The sequence below is a fragment of the Exiguobacterium sp. s163 genome (assembly GCF_018617135.1).
GTDB lineage: Bacteria > Bacillota > Bacilli > Exiguobacteriales > Exiguobacteriaceae > Exiguobacterium > Exiguobacterium profundum.
On record NZ_JACSJN010000008.1, the window covers coordinates 55175 to 79463 of the forward strand.

The following is a 24289-nucleotide window of genomic DNA, read 5'->3' on the forward strand; positions in this document are numbered from 1 at the left end:
GAGATGAACATGAGAAAAGTTCCGTTATTTTACATTTTCATACCAAAGTCATGCTTCTTGACGATATGAATTTCTCACCGTATAGTTTAGTTAACTTAACTATATGTTGAAAAATGAAAGTAAGAGGTTATTAACATGAATTTATTGAAGAATACTCGGTTCGTATTCACTTGGTTATCCGGAATGACGCTCACGCTCGGGTTTTCGATTTTCTTCTTGAGCGTCTCATGGTTGACGATCGACGTTTTGAAGCAACCGGCACTTCTAGGGATTATCTTGACGGCGGTCTCGTTGCCGCGTGTCGTCATGATGGTATTCGGCGGTGTGTTCGCTGATCGATTCCAAAAGAGTCGCTTGTTATGCTTAACGAATATCGGACAAGGCGTGTTGATGTTAATTGTCGTTGCGCTCCATTTCGCTGATGCGTATTCGGTGACAGCCCTCTTGATCATCTCCGTATTGTTTGGTCTTTTAGATGGCATGTCTTACCCGGCACTGTCATCACTTATGCCTTCAATCGTATCAGGTCAACAGTTGCAACGGGCAAACTCCCTTTTCCAAGGGTCGCTCGAGTTGATGTTCGTCATCGGTCCGTTCCTTGCAGGAATCCTACTGACGTGGGGAAGTTTTGGTCTCAGTTTCGGCACGTCGGCTGCATTGATTTTCCTCTCCGCGATTTTGATCATGCCACGTCTCATTCAAGACAATATTCCCGAGATCGCTCCACTCTCAGCGAAAGATGTACTCCTTGATTTGAAAGAGGGCATTCGTTACGTATCGCAGACACCTGTGTTACGTAGTGGGACGTTCGCCATTGCCATCGTCAACTTGTTCGTCATGGGACCACTCATCATGAGTATCCCGATTCTCGTTGGTGCGATCGGAGGGACAGCATTTGATTTGAGTATCATCGAAGGTGGGCTCGCTGTCGGGACATTCGTCGCAAGCTTCCTGATTCTATTGTTACGGTCGGTTCATCGTGGACGCTTCGTCTTCCGCGCCCTATTCCTGACACTCGGCGCCTTCTTCCTCTACACGCAAGTCCAATCGATTCCGCTTCTCGCGGTCGCGGCTTCTATGAGCGGGTTTATGATTATGCTCGTCTACTTGCCGACGGTCACCATCATGCAGGAACAAAGCGACTCTGACAAAATCGGTCGTGTCATGAGCATCATGTCGCTCGCCGCCTCAGGCCTGGAACCGATTGCTTTCGCGATCTTATCGATTCTTGTCGCCCTGGCTGTACCGATTCAAACGCTCTTATTGGCATTTGGTATAATCGGACTAGTGTGTGGTGTCCTCTTATTTCTCCGGAGCGAAACGTTCCGACAGACACCGTAAAGAAAGGATGAATGACACGTTGAATGAAACACGAAAACAACAAGTCCTCACGATGTACCGCCAAATCGATGAGCTCGACTTGCTGTTCACGAAATATTTCACGGAATTGAACGAATTCGAGCTGAGTTATCAACAAGAACAGATGCTACTTCTCTTTAAACGCCAAGAGACGTGGACGACGACAGAGATTGCGACGAAGATGTCCATCTCCAAAAGTGCCGTCAGTCAGGTGCTCAAAGTGCTCGAACAACGTGACTTCGTCGCGCGGGAAAAGAATCCTGAGAATCTTCGAGAAAGCTTCATCCGACTTGGCCCGAACGGCCTGGCGTACTCGAAGCAAATCGATGCGATTGAAGAACGCCTCGCTGAAGAGATGTTCTCCGTCCTTGAGGATGACGAGATGAAGATGATCAACCGTTCACTCGCGTTGATGATTCAAAAATTTAAATAAAAAAGACAAATCGCCGCTAGTCGGACGATTTGTCTTTTTCGTTATACCAACCCTTGTACGATTCGATTCGCCGACCGCAATGCCCCTTCGATATGTCCCCCGAACTGCGCATCCGTCTCCGAACCAATCAAATGGAGACGGTCTCCGAGCTCAATCGGACCGTAAGCCGGGAATGCCGTGAGCGGCAGGAAGTCGTCAGATGTCGCTGTCTCTGATTCTGTCGACCAGTCCATATAATGAAATCGCAAGAAGTCATTCGCTTTCGGACCATACAGCTTCTCCAGTTGTTCGATAACGCGCGTCTTCACTTGTCCCTCCCCTAGCGCTTCTCGTTCTCCCGGTGACAGACGGAAGAATGCGAACAGCGCACCTTGACCATTCATCGGCGAGGCATCATGAATCTCTTGGAGCGGACCGACCCAACTCATCCCAAAGCCAGACAGACCTTCTTCTCGCCAGAACGGTATCTCGTATACGATGAGCGCCTTCGCATGAGACGCCATCCACGTGGGAGTCGTCTTGAGTGCATTTTGCGTCGAAGCTGACAATTCAGGATGGATTGTTAGATTGGCGACAAGGCGTGGAGGAAGTGCAAGAATCACGTCGTCCGCGTGATGCACCGCCCCATTTTGGAACGTCAATTGAACTCGGTCTGCCTGTCGGTCGATGGACGTGAGACGATGTCCAAGATGTATGATGTCAGCGGGCAACTTCGCATGCAGAGCTTCCACCAGACTCGTCATCCCACCGACTAAACGCTTGGATAAGACGATGCTTTCTTCCGGTAACACATGTCGTTCCGGTGCGGTCGTCGTTTGACGTTCGAGCACCATGTGTCCTGTCGTATGTTGAACGAATGACTCGAGTCCAAGTGTATCCACGAGTTCAGAGATGGTCTTCTCCGTATCCGGCCAATACCATGTCGGACCGAGGTCAAATCCTTCCTTCGTCAAGATGCGTCCGCCAACTCGGTCACGTGCCTCGAAGACCGTGACGTCATATCCCTTTTGATGAAGTTGGATCGCAGCATAAAGCCCGCTGACACCAGCTCCAATGATGGCGATTTGTTGTTTCATCGTACTCACATCCAATCTATTTCATTCAAATAGTCCAGAAGCTGTTGATTTGTGATGTCATCTTGTTTCAACAGTATCTCCCCTTCCTCTACTCGCGGATCTTCCGGGAAATAGAGTTTTAGAATCGCCAAGCACGCTTTTACAGTCGTCGCAAAACTCTCATCCTTCACGTTAATCGTCAAATACCAACCTCGAATGACTCGTTTTACGATGGAGCGCTTCTCTAGATGAGAAATCTGTCCATGAAGCAATTTCGACTTGGCTGCTTCAATCGAAGAAACCAAGTCCTGGTTCAACGCTTTACTCACACGAGCATCCGGCTTCATGAGTGGGAATTGAGTTGAAACATCTTCCCCGTAAACACACGTACAGAGATGTCTTAGCCAAAAGCCCCATTCAAAATGGTTCGCCGGATCCAGTGCCACATCCAGACGTCCGATATCGTAGTCGATTTTGATGACTTTCGGATGTTTCGTTAGTAGTTGCTCCGTCTGTTCCACCAATTCCGTCGCATCGATATCCTCATGCACAAGCACCGTCAAATCTAAATCAGATTCACCAGCAACAGCCGTCCCGCGACCGATGCTTCCATATAGGTATATGCTATGAAGATGTTCATCGAATGCTTCTTTCACCAATTCAATTGATTTGAAGAGGATTGTTTCAAACTCAGGCTGAATATGTTTGATGGACGTTTGGTTGATGACGTAACCATCCTCGTCCGTTCCAAGACGGGTCGGACACTTCAAAGTGCGCTGTCGATTTGTTGAATTCATTCTGATCAAGACCTCTTTTCTATATGCTTAGCCTACCGAATGTCTGATATAAAATTCTACTGTCGACCCTGTTACGATGGATGTATTTGGAAGTATAATGGAGTGTAAAGGTAAAGGAGGAAGTTCTCGTGAATATTATCATCAGTTCATTATTTGCAAGTCTTGCGTTTTTCTTACCCATCATCGCCATTGTCTTCGGAATTGTATGGCTTGTCAAAGTGGTTAATCGATTTGAAAAACGCGCAGCAGAAAAACTTGAATTGGAGCGTCAAAACATTGAACAGTTTCGAGTGTTAATTGAACGTCTCGATCGAATCGAACAACAATTGGACTCGAACACAAAACGCAGCTGACTCAGGTCAACTGCGTTTTGTCTTATATTGAGCCATATCTAAATAGGTCACATGTTCCGGGTCATGTTGCTTCATCCGCTGATCAACATGTCTGGATATCATCGACACAACGAACATCAATAAGAACGAAATAATCGTGAAGCTATATATTTCGGTAACAATGATTGCAATCGCAATCCCAATATTTAAAAGCACGACAATCAGCGCGCAAATCAACTCAAGCCACACGGTATGACGATATGCAACGTCCTCATTGAAACGTAGCAACGTCTGTGTGCGTTTCCACATCAGAAGCATCAAAAGGAGTGGAGCGAGCAATATACTTCCAAACAATGCTTGGGCAACGGTGAGCCACCCTAACCACCAAACCAGCAATCCACTCATAATAAAAATCACGGAAAAAATGAAACTCAAATGAATGGCATGAACAAGGCTTCGACTTAACTGATCTAGACGTTCCTCGTGTGACATCGTTATCTCCTTTTCACTCAATTGATTTTCTATGGCTACAATCGATTTTATTAAGCTTTATTCTGCTTCATCCCTCTCCAATGCACAAACGCATTCGCAAACCAAATGATTGTTAGTAGCGGAAACATGACGTTCATCCAGTTCGAACGTTCTATGTAGAACAAAGGAATCGCAAGAAAGAGAGCCAAACTCAATATGCCTGCTCCAAGATACATGACGAATAACAATCGATGATTGGATTTCATCGTGAATCTTCTGCACTCAAAACCGGATACTTCACTGAGTTTTTCACGAGCTTGTCTTCAATCGCTTTCGACACATTGATGTTAGCAGCATGCGCGAACGTCAGCGCATAGATCAACACGTCGGCAAGCTCCTCTTCCATCTCCGTCTTTTTCGTCTCAAGCGCTTCTTCACTCGAGATCCACTGAAATACTTCAAGTAACTCACTCGCCTCGAGCGACAAGGAAAGTGCCAAGTCTTTCGGGTTATGGTGAAACGCCCAATCGCGCTCATCTCGGAATTTAATGACCTCGTCCATTAATCGTTGTACTTCGTTCATATGCTCCACATCCTCACTTTTCATATTTAATCATGTTCCCCACAGTAAAAACTCCACGTCTTACATACTCTTGAATCAATCGAATGGAAACCTCTTCTGATAACTCCTCTAATTCAAGCACTTGTTTCAATTCTTCATGAAATGAAATCAGCGTTGGTATTTTGTTTTCAAACTTATACGCCTTTTCGAGACGAATCAGAAAAAATGAAACGTCATGTCTCTTTCCGACTGGTAAATCATGCTTTAATAAGACGTATTCTAATTCAGTTTTTAACTGATTATGTAGTATTGAATCCTGCTCAATTACTCGAAGTAGAAGGGATTGAAGCATTTCAACTTGAGATTCTAACTCGAACACGCGTGTCTGCATTTCTTCGAATTGCTTATCCATCAAATGAGTCACTTCCCTTCACTAATTCGTCATGCATCTTATTTTACCAAAAGATGTAACTTTCATGTGTAATCATCTTCCTCTTAAGCCCTTCTCTGTAAAATGTTATACTCCAACTAAAAAGGGAGGGATTCGGTGCTTACTTTCCAAAACGTCTCGGTTCACCAACAAGACACACTCATTCTCGAAAACATTTCATTTACGATCCAACCAGGTGAGTTGGCCGCCATTCATTGTGGAGTGATTTCTCGGGAAATCATATTCAGTCTCATCAGTCAGGAGATCACGACTTATACCGGTAACATCGACCACGCTTCAACACTGTCCCTCTTCTCCATCCGGGACGGTTTATACGACCGACTCACCATCGAGGAGTATTTACGCTTCACCAAGCGTCTTTATGATTCAACTGACTCGGTCGAATCGGTGATGCAGCAACTCCAACTCACGACTTATCGCAAGCACCGCCTCCACCGTCTCAATCGCTCCCTTGTCAGACGCACGCAGTACGCCGCGCTGCTTCTCCAGGACCGTGACCTGTATGTGTTTGAAGAACCGGACCAAGACGTGGACCAAGAGACACGCCACCTTTTACGCGATACGTTAAAGACATTGACGTCGAGACTAAAAGCCGTCCTCGTGTTGACGAGCAACATGGAGAGTGCGCTCTTCATGACATCGACCGTTTATCGGATCGACCACCGTCACTTGCGCCTGTTAGATGTAGAGTCTGAAGATACAGCTGATACAGAAATTCCATCTGAAGTCATTCACGTCCGTTTCGAGAAGATCCCGACGAAAGTGAACGAAAAAATCATCTTACTCGACCCTCCTGAAATCGACTTCATCGAAAGTCAGGACGGACAGTCGATTTTACATAGTCAATCGGATCAGTTCCCGAGCGTCTTCACGATGAACGAGCTCGAGACGCGTTTGACCCCGTACGGTTTCTTCCGTTGCCATCGGTCATACCTTGTGAACTTACAACGTGTGCGCGAAGTCATCACCTATACGAAAAATAGCTTCAGTCTCGTCTTGGATGATTCAGAGAAGACAACGATTCCGTTATCCAAGACAAAAATGGCAGAATTGAAGACGATGATGGGGCTCAAATAGTCTCCATTCACAGTTCTATTCGTTTCATTCAACTCCTGATAAGCGCCATTTATCGCCATTTTAGTGCAGCCTTCCCCCATTCCCTATACGATAGAGGCAAGCAAGACGACATCGACAAGGAGGAACGGGAATGGAACCAATCATTCAAGTGAACGGGTTAAAGAAATTGTTTGGGAACGAGGAAGCGTTACATGATGTGACGTTTACAGTTGGAAAAGGAGAAGTGTTCGGCTTCTTGGGACCGAGTGGTTCTGGAAAAACGACAACGATAAAAATTTTGACGTCACAACTCGCACAGACAGCCGGTGATGCTACCGTATTCGGTGTGCCGGTCGCTGATTTGAAACAAGAACAGTACCGTAAACGCATCGGCGTGTTGACAGACAATAGTGGTCTTTATACACGACTTTCTATAGAAGAGAACTTGAGCTTATATTGTGACCTTTATGATGAACCAAAAACTCGGATCGATGAGGTATTGAACATGGTCAATCTTAGCGGGGAACGGAAGAAGCGCATCGACAAACTCTCTAGAGGGATGTTGCAACGAGTGACGCTCGCACGTGCCCTTCTTCATGAGCCAGAGTTACTGTTTCTAGATGAACCGACATCGGCTCTCGACCCGGTCAACTCTCGACATATCTATAAAGGGATTGAACGGTTGAAGGCAAACGGAACGACCATCTTTCTGACGACACACGATATGCAAGAAGCCGAAGAGCTGTGTGATCGTGTCGCTTTCTTACATCAAGGGTCGATTCAACTGCTTGATGCCCCGAACGTATTGCGCAGGAAATATGCGACTGGTTCGATGCGAGTCGAATTGAACAACGGTCAGACGCATGAAGTGACACAAACCGACGAAGGCGCAGACTGGCTCCATAAACAGATGCGTGCTAAAAATATCGCATCGATCCATTCCAATGAGCCGACACTCGGCGACATCTTTATCGAAGTGACAGGGAGGAAATTATCATGACTTTTTCATTGAAACGCGCACTCGCCATTTTCCAAAAAGACTACAAGGATTTGTCACGAAACTTATTCGTCTCGTCGACCTTGGTCATGCCGCTCTTCTTCGCTGTCTTTTATTCGCGAATCGGTGACGTTGGCGTCGATATCACGTACTTCGTCATCAACATCACCTTCAGCCTCGTCGCGATCTTTGTGCAGTGTGCATTGATTGCCGAAGAGAAAGAGAAGAACACGCTTCGCGGGCTCATGTTGTCCCCAGCGAGCACGCTCGACATCTTGCTCGGAAAGAGCGCTCTCACATTCGTGACGACGATGATCCTCATCGTAGCCTCGTCATTTTTGATGGATTATGCTCCACAAAATCTGGCTGTGATCGCTCTCGCGCTCATCGTCTCGACATTCTTTTATATCGGGATCGGAACGATGTTCGGCTTGATGTCGAAGACGGTCATGGAAGCTTCATTGATTGTCATGTTGCCGTTCTTTTTCTTCTCGTTCTCACCGATGTTGTTGCCACTACAAGACCGTTTCGCCATCATCGGAGTGCTCGAGTATTTACCGAACGTGCTCTTGATTGACGTGGCTCATCAAGTGGAAGATGGTGCGAACTTTGGTGCCGTCGGGCTAGAGCTCGGGTTGCTCACTGCGTGGGCGCTTGCCTCATTCGTCGGTAGCGTCGTGATGTATAACCGGAAACAGACGGATTGAACAAAGACGGAGCGACGAATAGAATCGTCGCTCCTTCCTTTCATATATACTTCGTACACCAATCAGACTTACGACACTCAATCTTTTTTCGTCAGCAAATTAGTAAGTGTTTTTCTCACTTCTGGATTTTTTGCTAATGCTAATGCGGCACCACTGACTCCTGCTACAATTGATGCTCCCATCCATTTCTTGAACTCCGAATCTTTTTGAAATGACTTATCTACCATGCGTTCAATACGATCATTGAGTTTGTCTCTAGTTTCATCCGATAGGTTGTCTTCTTTAAGTTGCTCGGAAAAGACATCAATCGCTCTATCAATTGTACCGTACACTTTATCTTGCGATTTTGAACCGACTCCCCCCATATTGCTAACGGCATTTATGACGTCTGGGGTATGCTTTAAAATCATTTCGTATTGTTTAAAAGGGATGTCATTCATATCCTGTTCATCTCCCATAAGCTGTTTTGCAGATTGAACAATTTCTCCTTTTTCACTCATCACTCTACCTCCTAGTGTAATCTCAGTTCAATGATATGATACCCAATATTCGACAAACAGGAATACTGATAATAACGATATGACAACTTTCAACTTTACATGTTATACAAACGGTAATGCCTCTTCATGTTCTGTATTTGCATTGAGTAAGCCACGATTATGGAACGTCGAACTTAAATCTGCATAATGCGTTGTGATCGGCAGTCTTGTTTTCAATAGCGAGTGGACGTGCATGAACGATAAGCGATAGACATCCGTCAAAATGGCTTCAAACGGCAAGGTCGTTGTTTGTTGTACGACTTTAAGCGGTTTTGCCATCCCGACACGCGCATGAGGATTCGTCGAGAGAAGATAACCCATGCGCTCTTTTGTATAACTGAGTCCCTGCGAAGTTTTCCACCCTTTTTCATGAATCGCCATCCGTCGATTGATATTCTTCAAAATTTCCACGTAGTCGAATTGAATTTCACGCGGAGATAGAAGTGAATCAATAAGAGTCACATCTTCACGCCCAAATCCATCTCGATGGAACGTGATATGCTTAGGGGCATGTCCGTACTGTTCTTCAAATGCATGTAATGTATCATAGACAATCTCTCTCATCGTCTCAGAACTGATTTTCTCCCCCGCTTCACTTGTCGAGAGTGCTTTCTGCTTGATCATCGCCCCGTCTTTCCCAATGATTTGAATGATGCCTGCTGCATGTTTACCATTCTCATGACTTACGTCTAATCCGACAAAACAATCCGAATGGAGTGGCTCACCAAGAATCCAAGGTTGTAGACCTGCCTTCACGTAAATCCCCAGTAGAATGTTGTATAGCGTATCCTCAGAGTTTAATACACGGTCATGTAGCTCGACGCATTGCGTCACAACATCATGTTTCCCGCCAAATTGCCTTTTGATGGCTTGATATGAATGCTGGAGCGATGCTTCCTCGGCGATGACAACGACGACACCTTCAAAATGTTGAGGGACACTCTTCAGTTGGTATAGAATATCTTCTGCTTGCAACAAATCAGAAGGTAGTTTCTGGCTCAATCCTTTTGGTTTATGCGAGACATTGAGGGTCACCCCAAAACGCTCAGAGGTAGTTTTTAGTTTATTGATAAACTCTAGGACTTGCAGTCTTTGATGATCTCGTAATTTCGGGTCGACAAAGAAACTGACGGTCGCCTCTCCTGTTTCAAACACACCACCTTGCTTTAAGCCAGTTTTTGCATAACTCGTGGTCTTCCCTTTACCGAATCGGAGACGTGGCGAAGGCAACGTTTGAATTGAGTAACCAAGACGAGCTGCTCGTACATCTTGTCGCTCAAACTGAAGCATTGGAAGACGACCAATCAACTTAAGCGCTTCCGGCATAAGTTTCGACATCCGTTCTTCAGGCGACAGTTTGATGATCCGATTGACTGCACCGAATTGATGAGTGGGAATCGTATCAAATGAACAACTCTGTTTCAGTTGCTCAGGTAAGTAGATAAGGATCTGATTATTTCGATCTTTGACATGTACGACGAGCGCGTCGGGTGCGATGACTCGTTTCGGGTCTTTCTTTGCGAAATAATCAATGATCGAACACTTCATAATCGGGCTCACTTCATTCGCTCGGTATGGTGCGACCTCTACAAATTCGTACTCATACGATTTCGGGTGAGTCGAATCGATGACACGCATCCCTGCAGATACGGATTTCGGATCACGCTTAATCTGCTGCAATAAGTTTTCACGGTATTCAAATTGATGAGTCAAATCGAATCCGAATACAATTTCAGCCGTCTCAGATACATTCACATTGAGATCTAATGCCGGATAAATGAGCAGCCCACTTGTAGACTTTGGATGCGCCTGTTTCGAGCGGAACTTTCCACGGTTCATCATGTAATTTGGATGAGCCAATCGCTCCAACTGTTTTTTCAACAGACGTTCAAGTAATGTTCGCTCGACATTCCGTGATGGACTGATCGGACGCGCCTCATATTGAAGAAACGTCTCGTCTCCCCATTGTTTGATTTCCTCAAATGAAGCAATGTACTGATCGAAAAACACCATCGGTTGAAAATTGTTCAATTTATTCAAGTGAAAAATCAACTTCCCACCCTGCGTATTTCGTGATGATGGATTTTTGAGCGGTACGGTATAGAGATGGAGTGTCACTTCCGTTGCTTTCGTTAATGCTCGCCATTCTGTTAAATAATATTGATTCATTTTTCCCTCATCCTTCCCCGTTGTTCAATTCTTGCATCCACTATAACGAATTTCCTAATATTAGGTAGATAAAATAACGAATAGGGTTCAAATGAGAAGTTTACTTATGAGACAAAAAAAGAAGCCCGTCAATCCGATGGGCTTCCCATAATTAATTCGCTTCATAGCTTTTCTCGATGTAAGGCTTCGCTTTTTCAAAATCTTCGTAAGAATATAAGACAATCTCTAAATCTCCAGTTCCATAGTGACCAATCCCTCGCATATCTCTCGTAAAGCCAGGTTCGAGTGCTACGGTATCTGGGTCTACTTTCACATACATCAAAATTTTTTGGGTGCTTGGGTGAAACTCCACACATGCGAAGTTTTTAATACGCTTATATGCAATATAGTGCTTCGTCACATTTTCCTGCACGTCATCACCTAGTGCTATAAGATATGAAACGAGACCATCAAATAAGTCTCTTGATTCTTCCGTTGCTTGTTTCAAGTAGTCGCTGACCGTCTTACTTGTCACAGAGAACTCCGTTGAAGTCGTGATAGGCTTTGCTGTCGTTGCGTTGACGAGATCAAGTAGCAACAGATCATTCTCATAGTATTTGTATTGATACAATTCGATATTGCGATTGATTTGTTTAACAGCGTGCTCATCATACTTCGTGAAGCCACCGGCGATACAGACGAGACGTGGATTACTCCAATCAATTGTGTCGGACACGCCTTTCCCGTACTGCTTCAAAATTGACAACTCGAACTCCGCTTGGTGGTCGAGTAACCAGTCCAAATAGAACAATCCTTGATTAATCACATTTTCGTTTGTCGACCGCTTGTATTCAATAATAACAGGTGAATTGTTCTCATCTAAACCCAGCGTATCAATCCGGCCACCGTGTGTACGACCCGTGCTGTACTCAGAAGCGACAAAACGAATACCAAGCAACTGCTCTAAATTTTTTTCAAACAATTGTTGGAGCGATTTCTCAATGGTCATCGACTGGCCATATAATTCTTTCGTACCTTGTGCGCTTATTTGAAATAGTTTAAGGTCCCCCATTTTTATTCTCCTTTTACACTTCCAACAGCTGATCAGCTAACAAAAGTGAGTATTCATTTGTAGTATGAAGAACTACTTCATGTAACGCCCTCGTTAGAGAAACATATAACCGTCGAGCTTCCTGAGGCGTATCAAAGTAGTTCATTTCATCCACGTCCATCATCAATACTGCATCGAATTCCATTCCCCGCAAGTAATCGATTGTCGAAATGACAATCTCGTCACTGACTTTTGTAGTTTCCGATTGAATGAGTTGCGTCGGCAACTGTAACTTTGAATGCAAGAAAGACGCACGCTCCATCGTTGGTGTGATGATACAAATTGAATATTCTTCTTTACCCCATCGAGATAGCAACTCTTTTAATTCACGACTCTTTTTCGATCTTAATAGTTCAATCGGCTTCCCGTCCCTTTCAAATGGATCGATCCAACTCGTATCATGTCCAGTATCAGCCAATACCCCTTTAGCTAAATCAACAATAGGTTTCGCTGTACGGAACGTTTTTGTTAAGTACTCGATCTTCCAATTTGATTGTCCGTGCTCTTTAATCGGTTCCCAAGAAATCATTTCGAGCGAACGATAGCTTTGGAGTGTGTCACCAAATATCGTCATCCCGTGACACAGCTTCTCGAGTACGAAAATATCTAGCGGTCGAAGCGTCTGTCCCTCATCGATAAACAGATGACTCCATTTATCTGGATACCCATTTGTTTCATAGTGCAGATACATCCAAAAGAAACGATCAAGTTGTGTTGGTCGCTTTAATTTATGCCACATCTCTAACAATTCTTCTGACTGGGTTTTCTTGAGATAAACAAGACGACCTGGTTGCTTCATAATCGACCAAACCGTCGCAGCCTCTAGCTTGGTCGTCTTCTTCCAAAAATCGATTAATTGAAGATGCTCTCGCTTTTCACGTGCCAATTGACGCTTCATATTTTCTTGCATAATCTGATCAAGCGTACGAGTTTTCGTCGAATCTAAATCTCCGCTCCATCTCTGCATATCCGTAATTAACTCATTCTTATACTTCTCTTTATTCAAGATAGCTGTTCGTTCAGACTCACTGCGCAGCATCTGTAAAATTTGCTCTGTTTGAGCAGGACCTGGCCGTTCTTGTCCAAACCAAATGGCTAACGCACGCTCATGTAAATCTTCTAGCGTCTTAATCGGATCATACCGTCGAAGCAACACAGCAACGTCGTCATACCACTCCCCAATTGCCGCATCAGCCCACTCGAATAAGTCGTGTCCTTGATATAACGGAAGAAGTTCCTGAACGATACTTGCGGAGAAGTCTTTAGACGATACAGTTTTTAACCATTCATCAAATGCCATTGTAGAAACCGATTGAATTTGTAAATGCTCCGCATCCTTCAACAGTTGATGAATCGTCGCTTCGTTCGGCGCTAAATAAAGCATCTTTCGGCGTTCATCTTGATACTGCAAATAAGACATACGATGTAGCGCCGTTAACGATTTCCCAGTCCCCGCCGCCCCTTGGACAATCATATATGTATTCACGGGTGCCTGGATAATGTGGTTTTGTTCGGCTTGCCGTGTTGCAATGAATCCATCAATAGAACGATCTTTTTGCTTCTTCGTCAACTCTTTCTCCATAAAACTCTCTTGTGGAACGTCAGGTACCGTCGACGGCTTTTTAAATGTCGATTTGATTTGCTCGGTAAATCGTTTTGTCAGTGAGCTCGGTTTCCGTTTTGGAGCACGACGATGATTTGCCTGAACGACACGTCGCTGTCTTCGATCAAGCTCGAGCTGTGTCATCCCGATGATGTCACCACCTGGCGTCTCAATCGCCTCCCCGTTAAACATAGACGCACGCATCGCCATCTCACTCCGCCAATCTAAGACGAGCGGGATCTCAGGTGAACGAGGATGCGCCACGCCGAACTTCCCGACCGGATAAATCTCTTCTTCACCTTCGTCCTCAATTACGAATGTGAACGAATACAGTTCTTTCAGGGCGTCCTCATACTTTTGGCGTTCCTGTGCGCTTTCCGATTGACGTGAATGTCCTCGCATGTCAATCATTTCATAGTCGCTTGATTCAAGACCTGGTTTTTCTTTAGTATCTTTTCCCGTTAAATGAGATTCAATGATTGTGCAAAAATCATTCAATCTTTTTTGTTCTTGCTCTATAACAGCTGTCACTTTCATGAACCTCCTCGCTTACCACTCTATTTTTTCTTTCGTTATGTGATTTCTATACGTGGCCATTTAATATTCTGTTCTTTAAAATTTCTCTTTAAATATTGCAAATCACTCGTATAAACAAGATGAGCATTTTTATGATGCTTATGTAAATTTGAAATACCGAACAATAAATCGACAGTTCTTTGCAGACCCAATTCAGGAAGGCACTTTTTAACTAAAATTTCTCTTCGTTTTTTCATAGAAATTGATGTTACTTTAATGTAACCACATGCAGCTAAATCACTTTTTTCCTTTAGTTGAAACTGTTTCTCGTTATAGCGAAACATTTGTTGAACAATTTGGTTCATACGATTATATTCTGATTGTGATAAATCAAGATAACTTAATATTTTTTCTAATGCATATGGATTGAATCGTTTTTCATCCCAATCTTTTAATAATAATCCGAATGGTGTAATGGCTCGATATGGGAGGTTGAGTCCATTCATTCTCCCAAAAAAACTGATTGCATCTTGCTCTTCCATGATTCGACTACTTTGTTTAAACTCTCTTTCGAACTCATCTATCGAAAGATACTCATAGTAAAATCGAATAATACGCAAATACACAATTGGGAGCTGTTCTTTCTGCGGGTGGGGTAACCCTCTTAAAACGTGTAGATTTTGACGTATCCACTCCTTGAATGATTCATTCCCAGAACTATGAAACACTTGTAGTAACTTCATTAATCGATTCATTCGCTGCTTCGTTTTATTTAGTGCTTTACGATTACGGATTAACTCATTCAAATTTTTCTCGATTATTTGAAACTGTTTTGTTTTAAGAAAAGTACTTTCCATTTGTTCAATTCTCATATCAATCCCATGTACGTGTTCTTTTTTCCCTATATCAATCTCATATGCTTTCTTCTCTGTGTTTTCTACATTCACAAATAACACTTTATAGTTAGTACCTCTCTTAGATTCATAAACTCCCATCCTCATCTTTTTCTTTAATTCATATGGATTAAATCGAACCTCCATTTCAATTACTCGATCTAACTTAGTAATTAAAACTTGAATCATATCAGATCGATGTAACGTAATTCTTTCAAGAGCTGCTATTTGGAACAACTCTTCATTAATAATTCGATTAGATGTTAAGTTTTGAAAAAATACACTTACCGTCCCAATCCCTATGTCGACCTCAATTTTATTTTCGACATAATGAACAGGTATTTTTCGTATAATCGATTCCTTATACTTTGCCATCACAAGTACGCTCCTCAACTAATCAAATTTCGCTAAATCCCAATGCGTCACAATCCCCAGTAATGCTTGATTTGACTTTCCTGATTCAGTTATCAAAAGTGCTTCTAGTTTTCGTCCTTCATTTGCCGCCTGTAAAAAATAATCCTTCGCTTCATAGACAGTAGTTATTCTTGAAATAAATCGATACGTTTCAGCAAGTTCATCGACGGAAAGAAGATCGCTAACCCTGGTCTCTTCAAATGAAATAAGATCATCCTTCACATTTGATGCCAACCAATTCGTGATACCGCTTTCAGTAACAAGTGAGATAAATTCTCCCTCAGAATTAAATACAGGAAATTGAGAGTATTGGAATTCATGAACCAACTGAAGCATTTTACTCATCGAATCAGTTCCCGTCAGCGAATAAACTTCCCTGAAGAAATGATTCATTCGCTTCGGAGAACGTAACTTCTCTTCGATGTCGATAATCTCCTCCACTATTTTATCGTGAGGCTCTGCAATTGCCTCACCATTCAATCCGCTTCCATGTTGAATGGCATTTCGCAAGCGTCCAAAACTTTTGAGCCGTTCCGCTTTTTGTCGAATCAAGGAATTTTGTTTAGCGGCTTGTTCCACAAGATAAGAAAACGAAATATGTTCTTCTTGTCTTAATTGCTGACGCAACATCGTTTCAATGTTATGGAACCGGTCTAAGAAAATAACGGATTTTTCCATCAGATACCTCCATGTTTGAAAACCTGATCTCAATGCACCACAAACTCTTCTTGCTTAACAGTTTTCCATGCTTCACCGTCATACAATTTAAACAACTCGCTAGCCAATTGATAATTCCGCTCAAATGCTACGTTACCTAGATTAAAGAATGGTTTTGTAGATTCGCTCCAATTCCACAACACACGTTTGTCTTCTCGAATTGGCATTTGTCGATCTTCTAACAATGCAGTGAGCGCTTTGCGTTCTATCGGCTCAGAGTATCCAAGCATCGCATAGAGGAAGTATGCGTACTCCGTCTCATCAAAATTCAAGACAACGACATGTGCACTATGTTCGTTAATAAACCGCATCATTATCCGATACTGTTCAAATAACAACGGTGCTAAAAGCATACTTTCAGGATGGCTACCATTCAAGATTGATTTCGTTAATCGGGAACACTTTAATCGATGAGGTAACCGTAAAGCTGGGAAAGTAGGGATCGCTAGTACATTCGTTTTAACCCCAGCTAGTCGAAAGAAACGTTCGATTTTTTGATCAAAAGCATGTCTTGTAGTTGAACCACTTTTTCCTTGTTCGTATATGAGAGACGCCCATGTCAAAAACTGTTCTTCGTCCAAATTCTGATTGATTGACTTAGGGTTAAGGAGCATTCCACCTTCTCTATACTCAAATTCTTGAGTTCGATTTAATGGAGATTGGCCACCCCATATTATGACACGAACATCTTCGACATCTTGTGGGATAAAATGTGGAGCTGGTGCGTTACTACCTTCATATATGAATGGTATTAACTCTCCCCAAATCTGAATCAATTCTTCGTTCATATTTAATAAACTATTGGATTCTTGACGTGTATTCCAGAGACCCGGCTCAAAGCGCCATGTGTGAAGCGTATCTTGAATGAAGTAGGAATGTTTGTACAGAATTGACTCGACCGTTTTCGGTGAATATGGATATTGCTGTTGAACCTCTTCAATTAACTTATCCACAGGAACCGGAGATTTCTGTTTCAATAAATAGTTTACCAAGAGTGAACGTGCGCTTGGATGTTCAAGGGATGGATCGAGTTCTTGTAGACGGTTAAGCCGCTCAGCTTCGCGCATATCCTCTGGTAGATACGGAGCCACTTTGACAGTCGCTTTGCCCTCCTGAAGATTCTCGAATATCATCTTTTGCCCCGGTTTTATTCGATGTTCAAAGAGAAAATCGCTAAAGCTGTGGCTTCCTGCCTGACCTTTTGCGTTCATGGTAAGGATAAAAGGACTCGACTGATTTAATACCTCTAACTGTCCATCGACAAAATACTTGGCCAACTCACCAGACACCTGAAAGGTAGAATTTCTTCGTTCAAGTGTAGATAAACGAACCGTCACACGATTATTGGCTGTACGTTCACGTTTAATAGGTTCAGTAACGTTTAAGCTCTGCTTTAGTCGCGGCGATGGAATTGGAGAAATAACTGTTTTCCCTCGCGTTTTATTTGAAGTGAGATCTAGTAGTTCTTTAGGTTTGGAATCATCATAAATAATTGTATTTTGAGAAATAACAATATTTCGTTCCATCTTTAAAACTTGTCTCAACCCTTCATAATAAGCAGAGAATATATTTTCATATGGCTGTTTTCGAAAATATTTTTGAATCACTTCTCGAATTTTAATCGGTGTTTCACGATTCCGTTTCAGGTGCTCAACAATGGCGCCTTTCTGTTCTTCAATTTCTTCTAGAATATCTGGTGAAACGGTGATGTTGTAATCCATTGGTGGATTATCATAATCATTTAAACTAATCCGTTGATAAGATGTCTTGAAACGAGAATCTACTTTAGGAAAGAACAAGACGTTAGAATCTTGAATGTCATAGTATGATTTTACTTTTGCAATCACATCATGTCTGACGATATTTTCGAGTTTATTCTTATACATATAGCGATGAACCAAATCATTTAGCAATTGCCATTCGCTAAGAATGACATACTGTGCGTCTTTATGCCCGTGCTTTCCGTTTAAAACAATAAATCGAGGGTCTTTATATAAACTCGCAATTTTGTTTTTCAAGTTATTATTCATTAAAATAGGCTCTCGGTTTTGACGTAGTTCACGTTCAAGCGAGTCAAATTGTGACGAAGGATCATTTTTTCGTCTTACGTAATCTCCTTCGCTAATGACCGACGGTACGTTTGCTTCTAATGCTGTAGTTAAATTCCGTACAGCATCTTCTCGCTTACAGCCTCGTCCTGAATCCCAAATCATCATCAAATATTCAATTAATTTCTCTCGCGTCAATACATCAGTATGAAGTGAGTTAAATGCCAACTGAATATAACTAATATTTGAAGAGACTACCCCTGAAGATTCCATCATTTCCCCTCGCCCCCTTTATTCAAATGTTTTACAATTAAATTATATAAGAAAGGGGCAAAATAATGAATGATATTATCCAAAGCCTAGTTAATTTTTTATCAGGTAAAGATAATCAACAAGCCTCGATTGATGAGGTATTAGATTTACTTGAAGATGAGTTCATCGATTTGCGACAACTTCGACAGATATTAACACATCAATCGCAAATTCAAATGAATGAGGAAACTCTTCAATTAATTAGTCAGAAGAAGCAATCTACACAAGCTAAAGCCTTTACACCTAAACAACGAATTGCACTCGTTGAGAATCTAGAAAAAAGACTGATAGGGCCACAAAATGGTGAACATGAAACACTCAAAGCGGCACCAAGTTCTTACTATTTGACCGGTCGCCTTTTTCCATATGGTGCCTCATCGAACGTCATTCATGAAGAGGAAACGGATCAATCTTTAAATGAAGTTGAAGGCATTACTGTTGAAGGTGAAGCCATTGAAGAAATCATTACTTCTCAAGACCAATTCCGTAATTCAAGCATGGGCGTTAGTTTCATTTTAAATGACATTACCCCACTAACTTGTCACATCAGTTGGGCTCGTTATGAATCCGTAGAAGAAGATAGTTCTTTTCATTACAAGCGGCGTCCGTTCTCAAAAACTATCTCACTTGATTTAAAACAAAGTGGTGAACTGTCAGTCGACTTAGATTCAAACCTACTTTTAAAATGGTATGTTCGCTCAGGTAAATCAGGATTAGACATTAGTATTTATCTCGTCCATAGCTTGGATTTGAGTTCAACTAATCGTTTTCCGAGACAAGACGAAATCATCTTCCAACCGCAACTATCGTTTAGCATTAATAAGCAGTCGATTGTGCCTCGTCCTGCTTATGGTATGAATAACTTAATAAACTTCTTATATCGCGAACGAACCGTACCAATTATCGGTCACCAAATCGGTACAGATTGGTCTGTCGATGATACAACCTACCACTTCACAACCACATGGTTACCAAAAGAAGAAGTGCCACTTGTTGAGCATCAACGTTTGACAGATACATCGTTTAATATGCTTGATTTGGCTAAACAACCTAAAGATGAAGTAATCTCTAGATTAAACAAATTACCAGATGCGTATATGGAATGGATTAAAAAGGAATCAACGAAGTTAGATGGACTTAGCAAAATGGATCAATCCTTACTTTTACAACAAGTTGAACAAGCAAAAGAAACTTGCTCGCGTATGTACGATGGCATTCGTCTTTTGGAGACGAACGACAAAGCATGGACCGGTTTCAGACTCTCGAACTTAGCGATGCATATTCAACGCGAGCAAGGAATCCATGCCTCGGTCTATAAAGAAACAGGACGATATGATTTTGAACCCGTTAAAAGCGAATGGCGTTTATTCCAGTTAGCCTTTATTCTCATGAACTTACCTAGTAGTTTTGACGAGCAACATGAAGACCGTCAGCTTGTCGACTTACTGTGGTTTCCGACTGGTGGAGGTAAAACGGAAGCTTATCTCGGTCTAGCAGCGTTTGTGATGTTTGTCCGCCGCTTAAAGAATGATGTGAGCAATCCAATGAGTTATGGTGGCATGAGTGTCATGATGCGCTATACACTTCGCCTACTAACTATTCAACAGTTCCAACGCGCGACACTTCTTATTTGTGCCATGGAAGCAATTCGTCGACACGAAGATACTTACTCAAAACAGATTTCTGATATTCAATTAGCAGATCTAGGCACCGTCCCGTTTTCAATTGGACTTTGGATCGGAAGTGCATCTACGCCAAATAATTATGATGATGCAAAAATTGCCCTTCAAAAACTAGAAAGTAACGAGCCTCTCGAGAACGGTGAAGTCGGAAACCCGATGCAACTTAGCCATTGTCCTTGGTGTGGTGAGAAGTTAACTGTACGATGCTATTCTGTCGATCGGAGTAAAGCGGCAATCAAATGTCCGAAGGCAAGATGTACGTTTCATAGTGGTATACCAGCTTATACGATTGACGAGGCGATTTATGACCATTTACCGTCACTTGTCATTGGAACAGTCGATAAACTAGCACAGATCGCTTGGCAACCACGAATTGGCGAATTGTTTGGTCGCAAATCATCCTATCGAGCCTCTAGCAATAAGTTTATAGGTGATTCTCCGACACAAGATTTGACTCAGCAACAGGCTTGGCTCCCACCTGCGGATCTCGTGATTCAAGATGAGCTACATCTATTAAATGGTCCGCTCGGTTCTTTAACAGGATTATATGAGTTTGTGATTGACGAGCTCATGGGCTTTGGGGAATCAAAACCAAAAATAGTAGCTTCAACTGCTACAATCAGTGGGGCAGAATCTCAGATTCGAGGGCTTTATGACCGTCCGGCAAATCAATTCCCTGTCTATATTCAATCACCTGACGACTCATTTTTCTCTAAAACAGTTCCGATTGATGAGAAGCCAGGACGTCTGTATGTAGGAGTTTCTTCGCCAGGCGTCAGTATGAAAATCCATACGGTGAACGTATACGGAGCATTGATTGCCGCGACACGAAAACAAGAGAAGCAGGCTGAACTCGATCCGTATTGGACCGTCGTTGGGTATTTCAATACAATTCGTGAATTGGCCGGTACGAATACGATGTTTTATGATGAGATTCGGACGTATCTTCAAGCGAATGAAATTGAAAAACCATTACTCGATTTCGAAGAGTTAACGAGTCGCAAAAAAGCACAGGAAATTCCTGAATTATTAGCTCGAATGGAACGATCATTTGAGAATGATGAAGTATTGGATGCAGTTCTCTGTACAAATATGATTTCAGTTGGAGTTGACGTCAACCGCCTCGGCTTAATGGTTGTGCATGGTCAACCGAAGACAACTGCTGAGTATATTCAAGCTACAAGCCGAGTTGGGCGTCAACACCCTGGTCTTGTCGTGACAATTCTGAATCCTCAACGGACACGCGATTTGTTCCACTTTGAGCAGTTCAAATCATTTCATCAGTCGTTCTATCAATATGTCGAACCTACAAGTGTCACACCATTTTCCAAAGGTGCATTAAAACGTGGAATTACTGGTGTTCTCGTGGGATTAATTCGTCAAACGATGACCTCGCCTCCTATTTCAAAAGCCAATAGCGCAGGTCAATTTAACTTAGATGCCGTAGATGCTTCGATGATTGATCGCTTCGTCGCTCGAGCTAAATCCGTCTATGATTGTTCAGAAACAGAAACTCGTCAGCTCGTCAGTGAAGTGTTAGATACATGGGAATCACTCGCTAATCGTACAAATCACGAACTAGCCTATCGACAAAAAATTGTGAACGGTAGACCGATGAATACGTCACACCATTTGTTGAAGTACTTTGAAGAAACACCTTATACTCACGAGGCGATGTTTGCACTCACTTCTTTACGTAGTGTAGAACCTGAAATTAAAGTGGAAGAGGAGGTCAATCGCTATGACAGCTGGTGATTCAAAGCATTCTTATCAACGTGGCTCAATTCGAGCGGCTCAATTACTTCATCACTTTGGACCGGGAGCGATCGTAGATTTACCAGATGGTAGTTTCATTACGAACGCAGTGGATCAATGGAAGTTTAAATACGGTCAAATCCGAGAGGAAGATCATGATGCTGTCATGAGCGCTTTCAATCAGAAGCCGATTCGCCTACTAAACAGCAACCCTGAAGCAATCCGAACGAAAGTATCACGATTTCCGATCTGGCGTTTTTGTCCGAATTGTGGTTCTATGACGGATCAACCGAGACGCACATTTTGTACGAATCCAAAGTGTGAACCACTTGGAGTAAAATATGCGCCGATGCGTTTTGTAACGGTTTGTCGTAAGGGACACATTAGCGATTTCCCTTGGGTAAAGTGGGCGCATCAAGAACATAACGTTTGCGATAAGCCACGTTTACGATTGATGACAGATAAGGGGACGCTATCGAGTTCTTACAAAACCATGCGAATTATATGCACGAATTGCGAAGCACCTCCCGTTTCTTTAGCACGGATTAAAGAAAAAGGAGAGCTCGAACGTGTCACGGGTAAAAAATGCGCTGGAACCAAACCATGGGTTTTACATCATCAAGCCGAAACTTGCGATGCTGAAATGACAGTGGCTTTGCGTGGAGAGACAAAACTACACATTCCAAATGTCCAAAGTGTGATTACACTCCCACTCAAAACAGCAAGTTCTGAAGCGATTTATCAAGAAATCGATAAAAAATATGAGTTATTTAAAAATACATGGTCAAATTTTTCCTCAGAACAAAAAATCGTTATGTTGAAAGGTATATTGAGTGACGGAGACTGGACAGAAAATGATATTCAAAAAGGAGTTCATTACTTAGACTCTAATCGACAATTAGACGACATTTCTTTTGGTTCTATTAAGCAACGTGAACTTAGTGCATGGAAGCATACGAAAACTGCGCCACTCCAAGAAAAAGATTGCCAAGCGGAGCGGGTGCCTGTTCCCGAAGACTGGACAGACTACATCAGTCACATTACTCGTGTAGATTTGATGCGCGAAGTCCGTGCCTTGACTAGTTTTAATCGTTTGAAATATGCCGATTCATTCGTCGAACGTAAAGCAGGAGATGGTGTTTCCATCTTTAAAAATCATACAAACTGGTATCCAGGAATCGAAATTTTTGGAGAAGGGATATTTATTGAATTAAATCCAGAGATGATTGAAGAATGGGAAAGTCGCGACTCTGTAAAGCGTATCTTTGAAAGTCAGTTAGCAAGATTTCAACAAAAACGTCTGAAACGTGACCAAGCTGAGATCGAATTATATCCGCGTCACATCTTGCTTCACACATTTGCTCACGCTTTAATTCGAGCGTTTGCTGAAACGAGTGGTTATTCTTCTACCTCTTTACGAGAACGATTATATTTTGAGAATGGGGCTGCCTCTGTATTAATCCATACTGCCGAAGGTGACTCTGAAAGCAGTTTAGGAGGATTAATTGAACTCGCAAAGCCAGAGAAGATGTCATTGATGTTAAAGCGTGCCATTGAATTGACAGAGTACTGCTCCTCAGACCCGACTTGCCTTGAAGGTGGACAAGATCGTAAAGCTGCAGCATGTCATTGTTGTCTGTTCTTAAGTGAGACGTCTTGTGAATGGAACAATGAACTGTTAGATCGGCGGACACTTCATCCAAAGTTATCGGATGATCATCTTGCGTTCTTTAACCTATAACATTTTTTTAAATGCTAATCGCTTATTTGTTTACTATAATAAGGACATCGGCAACAGCTGATGTCCTTATGAGCATTATAAAAATGTGTGTTAGTATTATAAGTTGCATTAGACAACATAAGGGAGGATTCTCATGAATTTAAGCACTGTCGAAAAAATTCAAAGCAGTCTCCCGCAAGTAACTAATCAATACTACAAACTTATGTATGTGAATGAGTACTTACATGGAAATACTATTTCTTACTATGCTAAAAACTTCGAGACAGGCTATTTAAATTTAGGGATAGAATTATCCTTGGCTTTACTCGACATTCCACTTAAACGTCGACCGTTCAAAGTGACAGACATAATGGAAAATCTCATTCAAAAACAACATAACAAGATCATTTGTATCGATCGTATTGAAGTCTTATTCGAACCTAGCTTAAAAACAAATCCATTCCAAATGTTAAAACAGTTGAGTAAAAACCATACGTTGATTATTGCTTGGCGAGGAATAGTCAGTGACCAAACCTTAATGTATGCAAAGCCAAATCATCCTGAATACTTCAAGTACACAGCAACTGAAGAATGGATTTTATAAAAAACTG

At 42.4% G+C, this 24289-nt stretch carries 22 protein-coding genes; 9 read left to right on the forward strand and 13 right to left on the reverse strand.

All coding sequences use genetic code 11. The features are described 5' to 3' along the window. The first annotated feature begins 135 nt into the window (after positions 1 to 135). Both KNO71_RS16095 and KNO71_RS16100 read left to right on the forward strand, forming a co-directional pair. Entirely contained in the window at positions 136 to 1341 is a 1206-nt protein-coding gene (locus tag KNO71_RS16095) for an MFS transporter (protein WP_214685686.1), read from the forward strand. 19 nt (positions 1342 to 1360) lie between these two features. After that, positions 1361 to 1792, forward strand: a complete 432-nt coding sequence (locus KNO71_RS16100) for a MarR family winged helix-turn-helix transcriptional regulator (RefSeq protein WP_031424557.1) — start codon at positions 1361 to 1363, stop codon at positions 1790 to 1792. A gap of 41 nt (positions 1793 to 1833) precedes the next feature. Here the strand turns inward: KNO71_RS16100 and KNO71_RS16105 are convergent, their stop codons facing one another. Then, complete coding sequence (locus tag KNO71_RS16105) at positions 1834 to 2868, reverse strand: flavin monoamine oxidase family protein (protein ID WP_214685684.1); 1035 nt, start codon at positions 2866 to 2868, stop codon at positions 1834 to 1836. 5 nt (positions 2869 to 2873) lie between these two features. Then, positions 2874 to 3644 carry a nucleotidyltransferase domain-containing protein gene (locus KNO71_RS16110; protein WP_251026405.1) on the reverse strand — a complete coding sequence of 257 codons (771 nt, stop codon included), beginning with the start codon at positions 3642 to 3644 and terminating at the stop codon, positions 2874 to 2876. A gap of 128 nt (positions 3645 to 3772) precedes the next feature. Between KNO71_RS16110 and KNO71_RS16115 the strand changes: the two genes are divergently transcribed. Beyond that, complete coding sequence (locus KNO71_RS16115) at positions 3773 to 3997, forward strand: hypothetical protein (RefSeq protein ID WP_214685682.1); 225 nt, start codon at positions 3773 to 3775, stop codon at positions 3995 to 3997. Positions 3998 to 4003: 6 nt separating this feature from the next. Here the strand turns inward: KNO71_RS16115 and KNO71_RS16120 are convergent, their stop codons facing one another. Genes KNO71_RS16120 through KNO71_RS16135 form a run of 4 tightly spaced genes read right to left on the reverse strand, consistent with a single transcriptional unit; the run spans position 4004 to position 5421 of the window. Further along, entirely contained in the window at positions 4004 to 4468 is a 465-nt protein-coding gene (locus tag KNO71_RS16120; RefSeq protein WP_214685680.1) for a hypothetical protein, read from the reverse strand. Positions 4469 to 4518: 50 nt separating this feature from the next. Continuing rightward, positions 4519 to 4713, reverse strand: a complete 195-nt coding sequence (locus KNO71_RS16125) for a hypothetical protein (RefSeq protein WP_214685678.1) — start codon at positions 4711 to 4713, stop codon at positions 4519 to 4521. Continuing rightward, positions 4710 to 5030 (reverse strand): nucleotide pyrophosphohydrolase, encoded by a 321-nt coding sequence (locus KNO71_RS16130; RefSeq protein ID WP_214685677.1) that lies wholly within the window; start codon positions 5028 to 5030, stop codon positions 4710 to 4712. Before KNO71_RS16130 ends, KNO71_RS16125 begins: the two co-directional genes overlap by 4 nt. A 13-nt stretch (positions 5031 to 5043) precedes the next feature. Continuing rightward, positions 5044 to 5421, reverse strand: coding sequence for a hypothetical protein (locus KNO71_RS16135; RefSeq protein ID WP_214685676.1), 378 nt, complete (start codon positions 5419 to 5421; stop codon positions 5044 to 5046). Between the two features lie 135 nt (positions 5422 to 5556). Between KNO71_RS16135 and KNO71_RS17895 the strand changes: the two genes are divergently transcribed. The 3 genes from KNO71_RS17895 (at position 5557) to KNO71_RS16150 (ending at position 8220) form a co-directional block, all read left to right on the forward strand. Continuing rightward, the gene (locus KNO71_RS17895) at positions 5557 to 6537 is read left to right on the forward strand and encodes a LytTR family transcriptional regulator DNA-binding domain-containing protein (RefSeq protein WP_214685675.1); all 981 of its coding nucleotides are present in this window, start codon (positions 5557 to 5559) and stop codon (positions 6535 to 6537) included. Between the two features lie 130 nt (positions 6538 to 6667). Continuing rightward, the gene (locus tag KNO71_RS16145) at positions 6668 to 7516 is read left to right on the forward strand and encodes an ABC transporter ATP-binding protein (RefSeq protein WP_074034792.1); all 849 of its coding nucleotides are present in this window, start codon (positions 6668 to 6670) and stop codon (positions 7514 to 7516) included. Further along, a complete protein-coding gene (locus KNO71_RS16150; RefSeq protein ID WP_214689489.1) occupies positions 7513 to 8220 on the forward strand; it encodes an ABC transporter permease in 708 nt (235 codons plus the stop codon). Before KNO71_RS16145 ends, KNO71_RS16150 begins: the two co-directional genes overlap by 4 nt. Positions 8221 to 8297: 77 nt before the next feature. Here KNO71_RS16150 and KNO71_RS16155 read toward each other — a convergent pair whose 3' ends face one another. The 7 genes from KNO71_RS16155 to KNO71_RS16185 all read right to left on the reverse strand — a co-directional run bounded on the left by KNO71_RS16155 (position 8298) and on the right by KNO71_RS16185 (position 18485). After that, the gene (locus tag KNO71_RS16155) at positions 8298 to 8720 is read right to left on the reverse strand and encodes a hypothetical protein (RefSeq protein WP_214689491.1); all 423 of its coding nucleotides are present in this window, start codon (positions 8718 to 8720) and stop codon (positions 8298 to 8300) included. A 102-nt stretch (positions 8721 to 8822) separates the two neighbouring features. Then, complete coding sequence (locus KNO71_RS16160) at positions 8823 to 10928, reverse strand: Piwi domain-containing protein (RefSeq protein ID WP_214689493.1); 2106 nt, start codon at positions 10926 to 10928, stop codon at positions 8823 to 8825. Positions 10929 to 11079: 151 nt separating this feature from the next. Then, entirely contained in the window at positions 11080 to 11979 is a 900-nt protein-coding gene (locus tag KNO71_RS16165) for a DUF5655 domain-containing protein (RefSeq protein ID WP_214689506.1), read from the reverse strand. A 13-nt stretch (positions 11980 to 11992) separates the two neighbouring features. Beyond that, positions 11993 to 14152 (reverse strand): ATP-binding domain-containing protein, encoded by a 2160-nt coding sequence (locus KNO71_RS16170; protein ID WP_214689508.1) that lies wholly within the window; start codon positions 14150 to 14152, stop codon positions 11993 to 11995. 41 nt (positions 14153 to 14193) lie between these two features. Continuing rightward, entirely contained in the window at positions 14194 to 15405 is a 1212-nt protein-coding gene (locus tag KNO71_RS16175) for a hypothetical protein (RefSeq protein ID WP_214689510.1), read from the reverse strand. 18 nt (positions 15406 to 15423) lie between these two features. Next, complete coding sequence (locus KNO71_RS16180) at positions 15424 to 16122, reverse strand: CBS domain-containing protein (protein WP_214689517.1); 699 nt, start codon at positions 16120 to 16122, stop codon at positions 15424 to 15426. 29 nt (positions 16123 to 16151) lie between these two features. Further along, positions 16152 to 18485: a hypothetical protein gene (locus KNO71_RS16185; RefSeq protein ID WP_214689519.1), complete on the reverse strand. Its 2334-nt coding sequence runs from the start codon at positions 18483 to 18485 to the stop codon at positions 16152 to 16154. 62 nt (positions 18486 to 18547) lie between these two features. On the opposite strand from KNO71_RS16185, the gene drmA reads away from it, so the two are divergent. The 3 genes from drmA to brxF all read left to right on the forward strand — a co-directional run bounded on the left by drmA (position 18548) and on the right by brxF (position 24282). Next, a complete protein-coding gene (gene drmA, locus KNO71_RS16190) occupies positions 18548 to 21958 on the forward strand; it encodes a DISARM system helicase DrmA (RefSeq protein ID WP_214689521.1) in 3411 nt (1136 codons plus the stop codon). Continuing rightward, positions 21945 to 23699, forward strand: coding sequence for a DUF1998 domain-containing protein (drmB, locus tag KNO71_RS16195; protein WP_214689523.1), 1755 nt, complete (start codon positions 21945 to 21947; stop codon positions 23697 to 23699). Before drmA ends, drmB begins: the two co-directional genes overlap by 14 nt. Positions 23700 to 23832: 133 nt before the next feature. Further along, complete coding sequence (brxF, locus tag KNO71_RS16200; protein ID WP_214689525.1) at positions 23833 to 24282, forward strand: BREX-3 system P-loop-containing protein BrxF; 450 nt, start codon at positions 23833 to 23835, stop codon at positions 24280 to 24282. Positions 24283 to 24289: the final 7 nt, after the last annotated feature.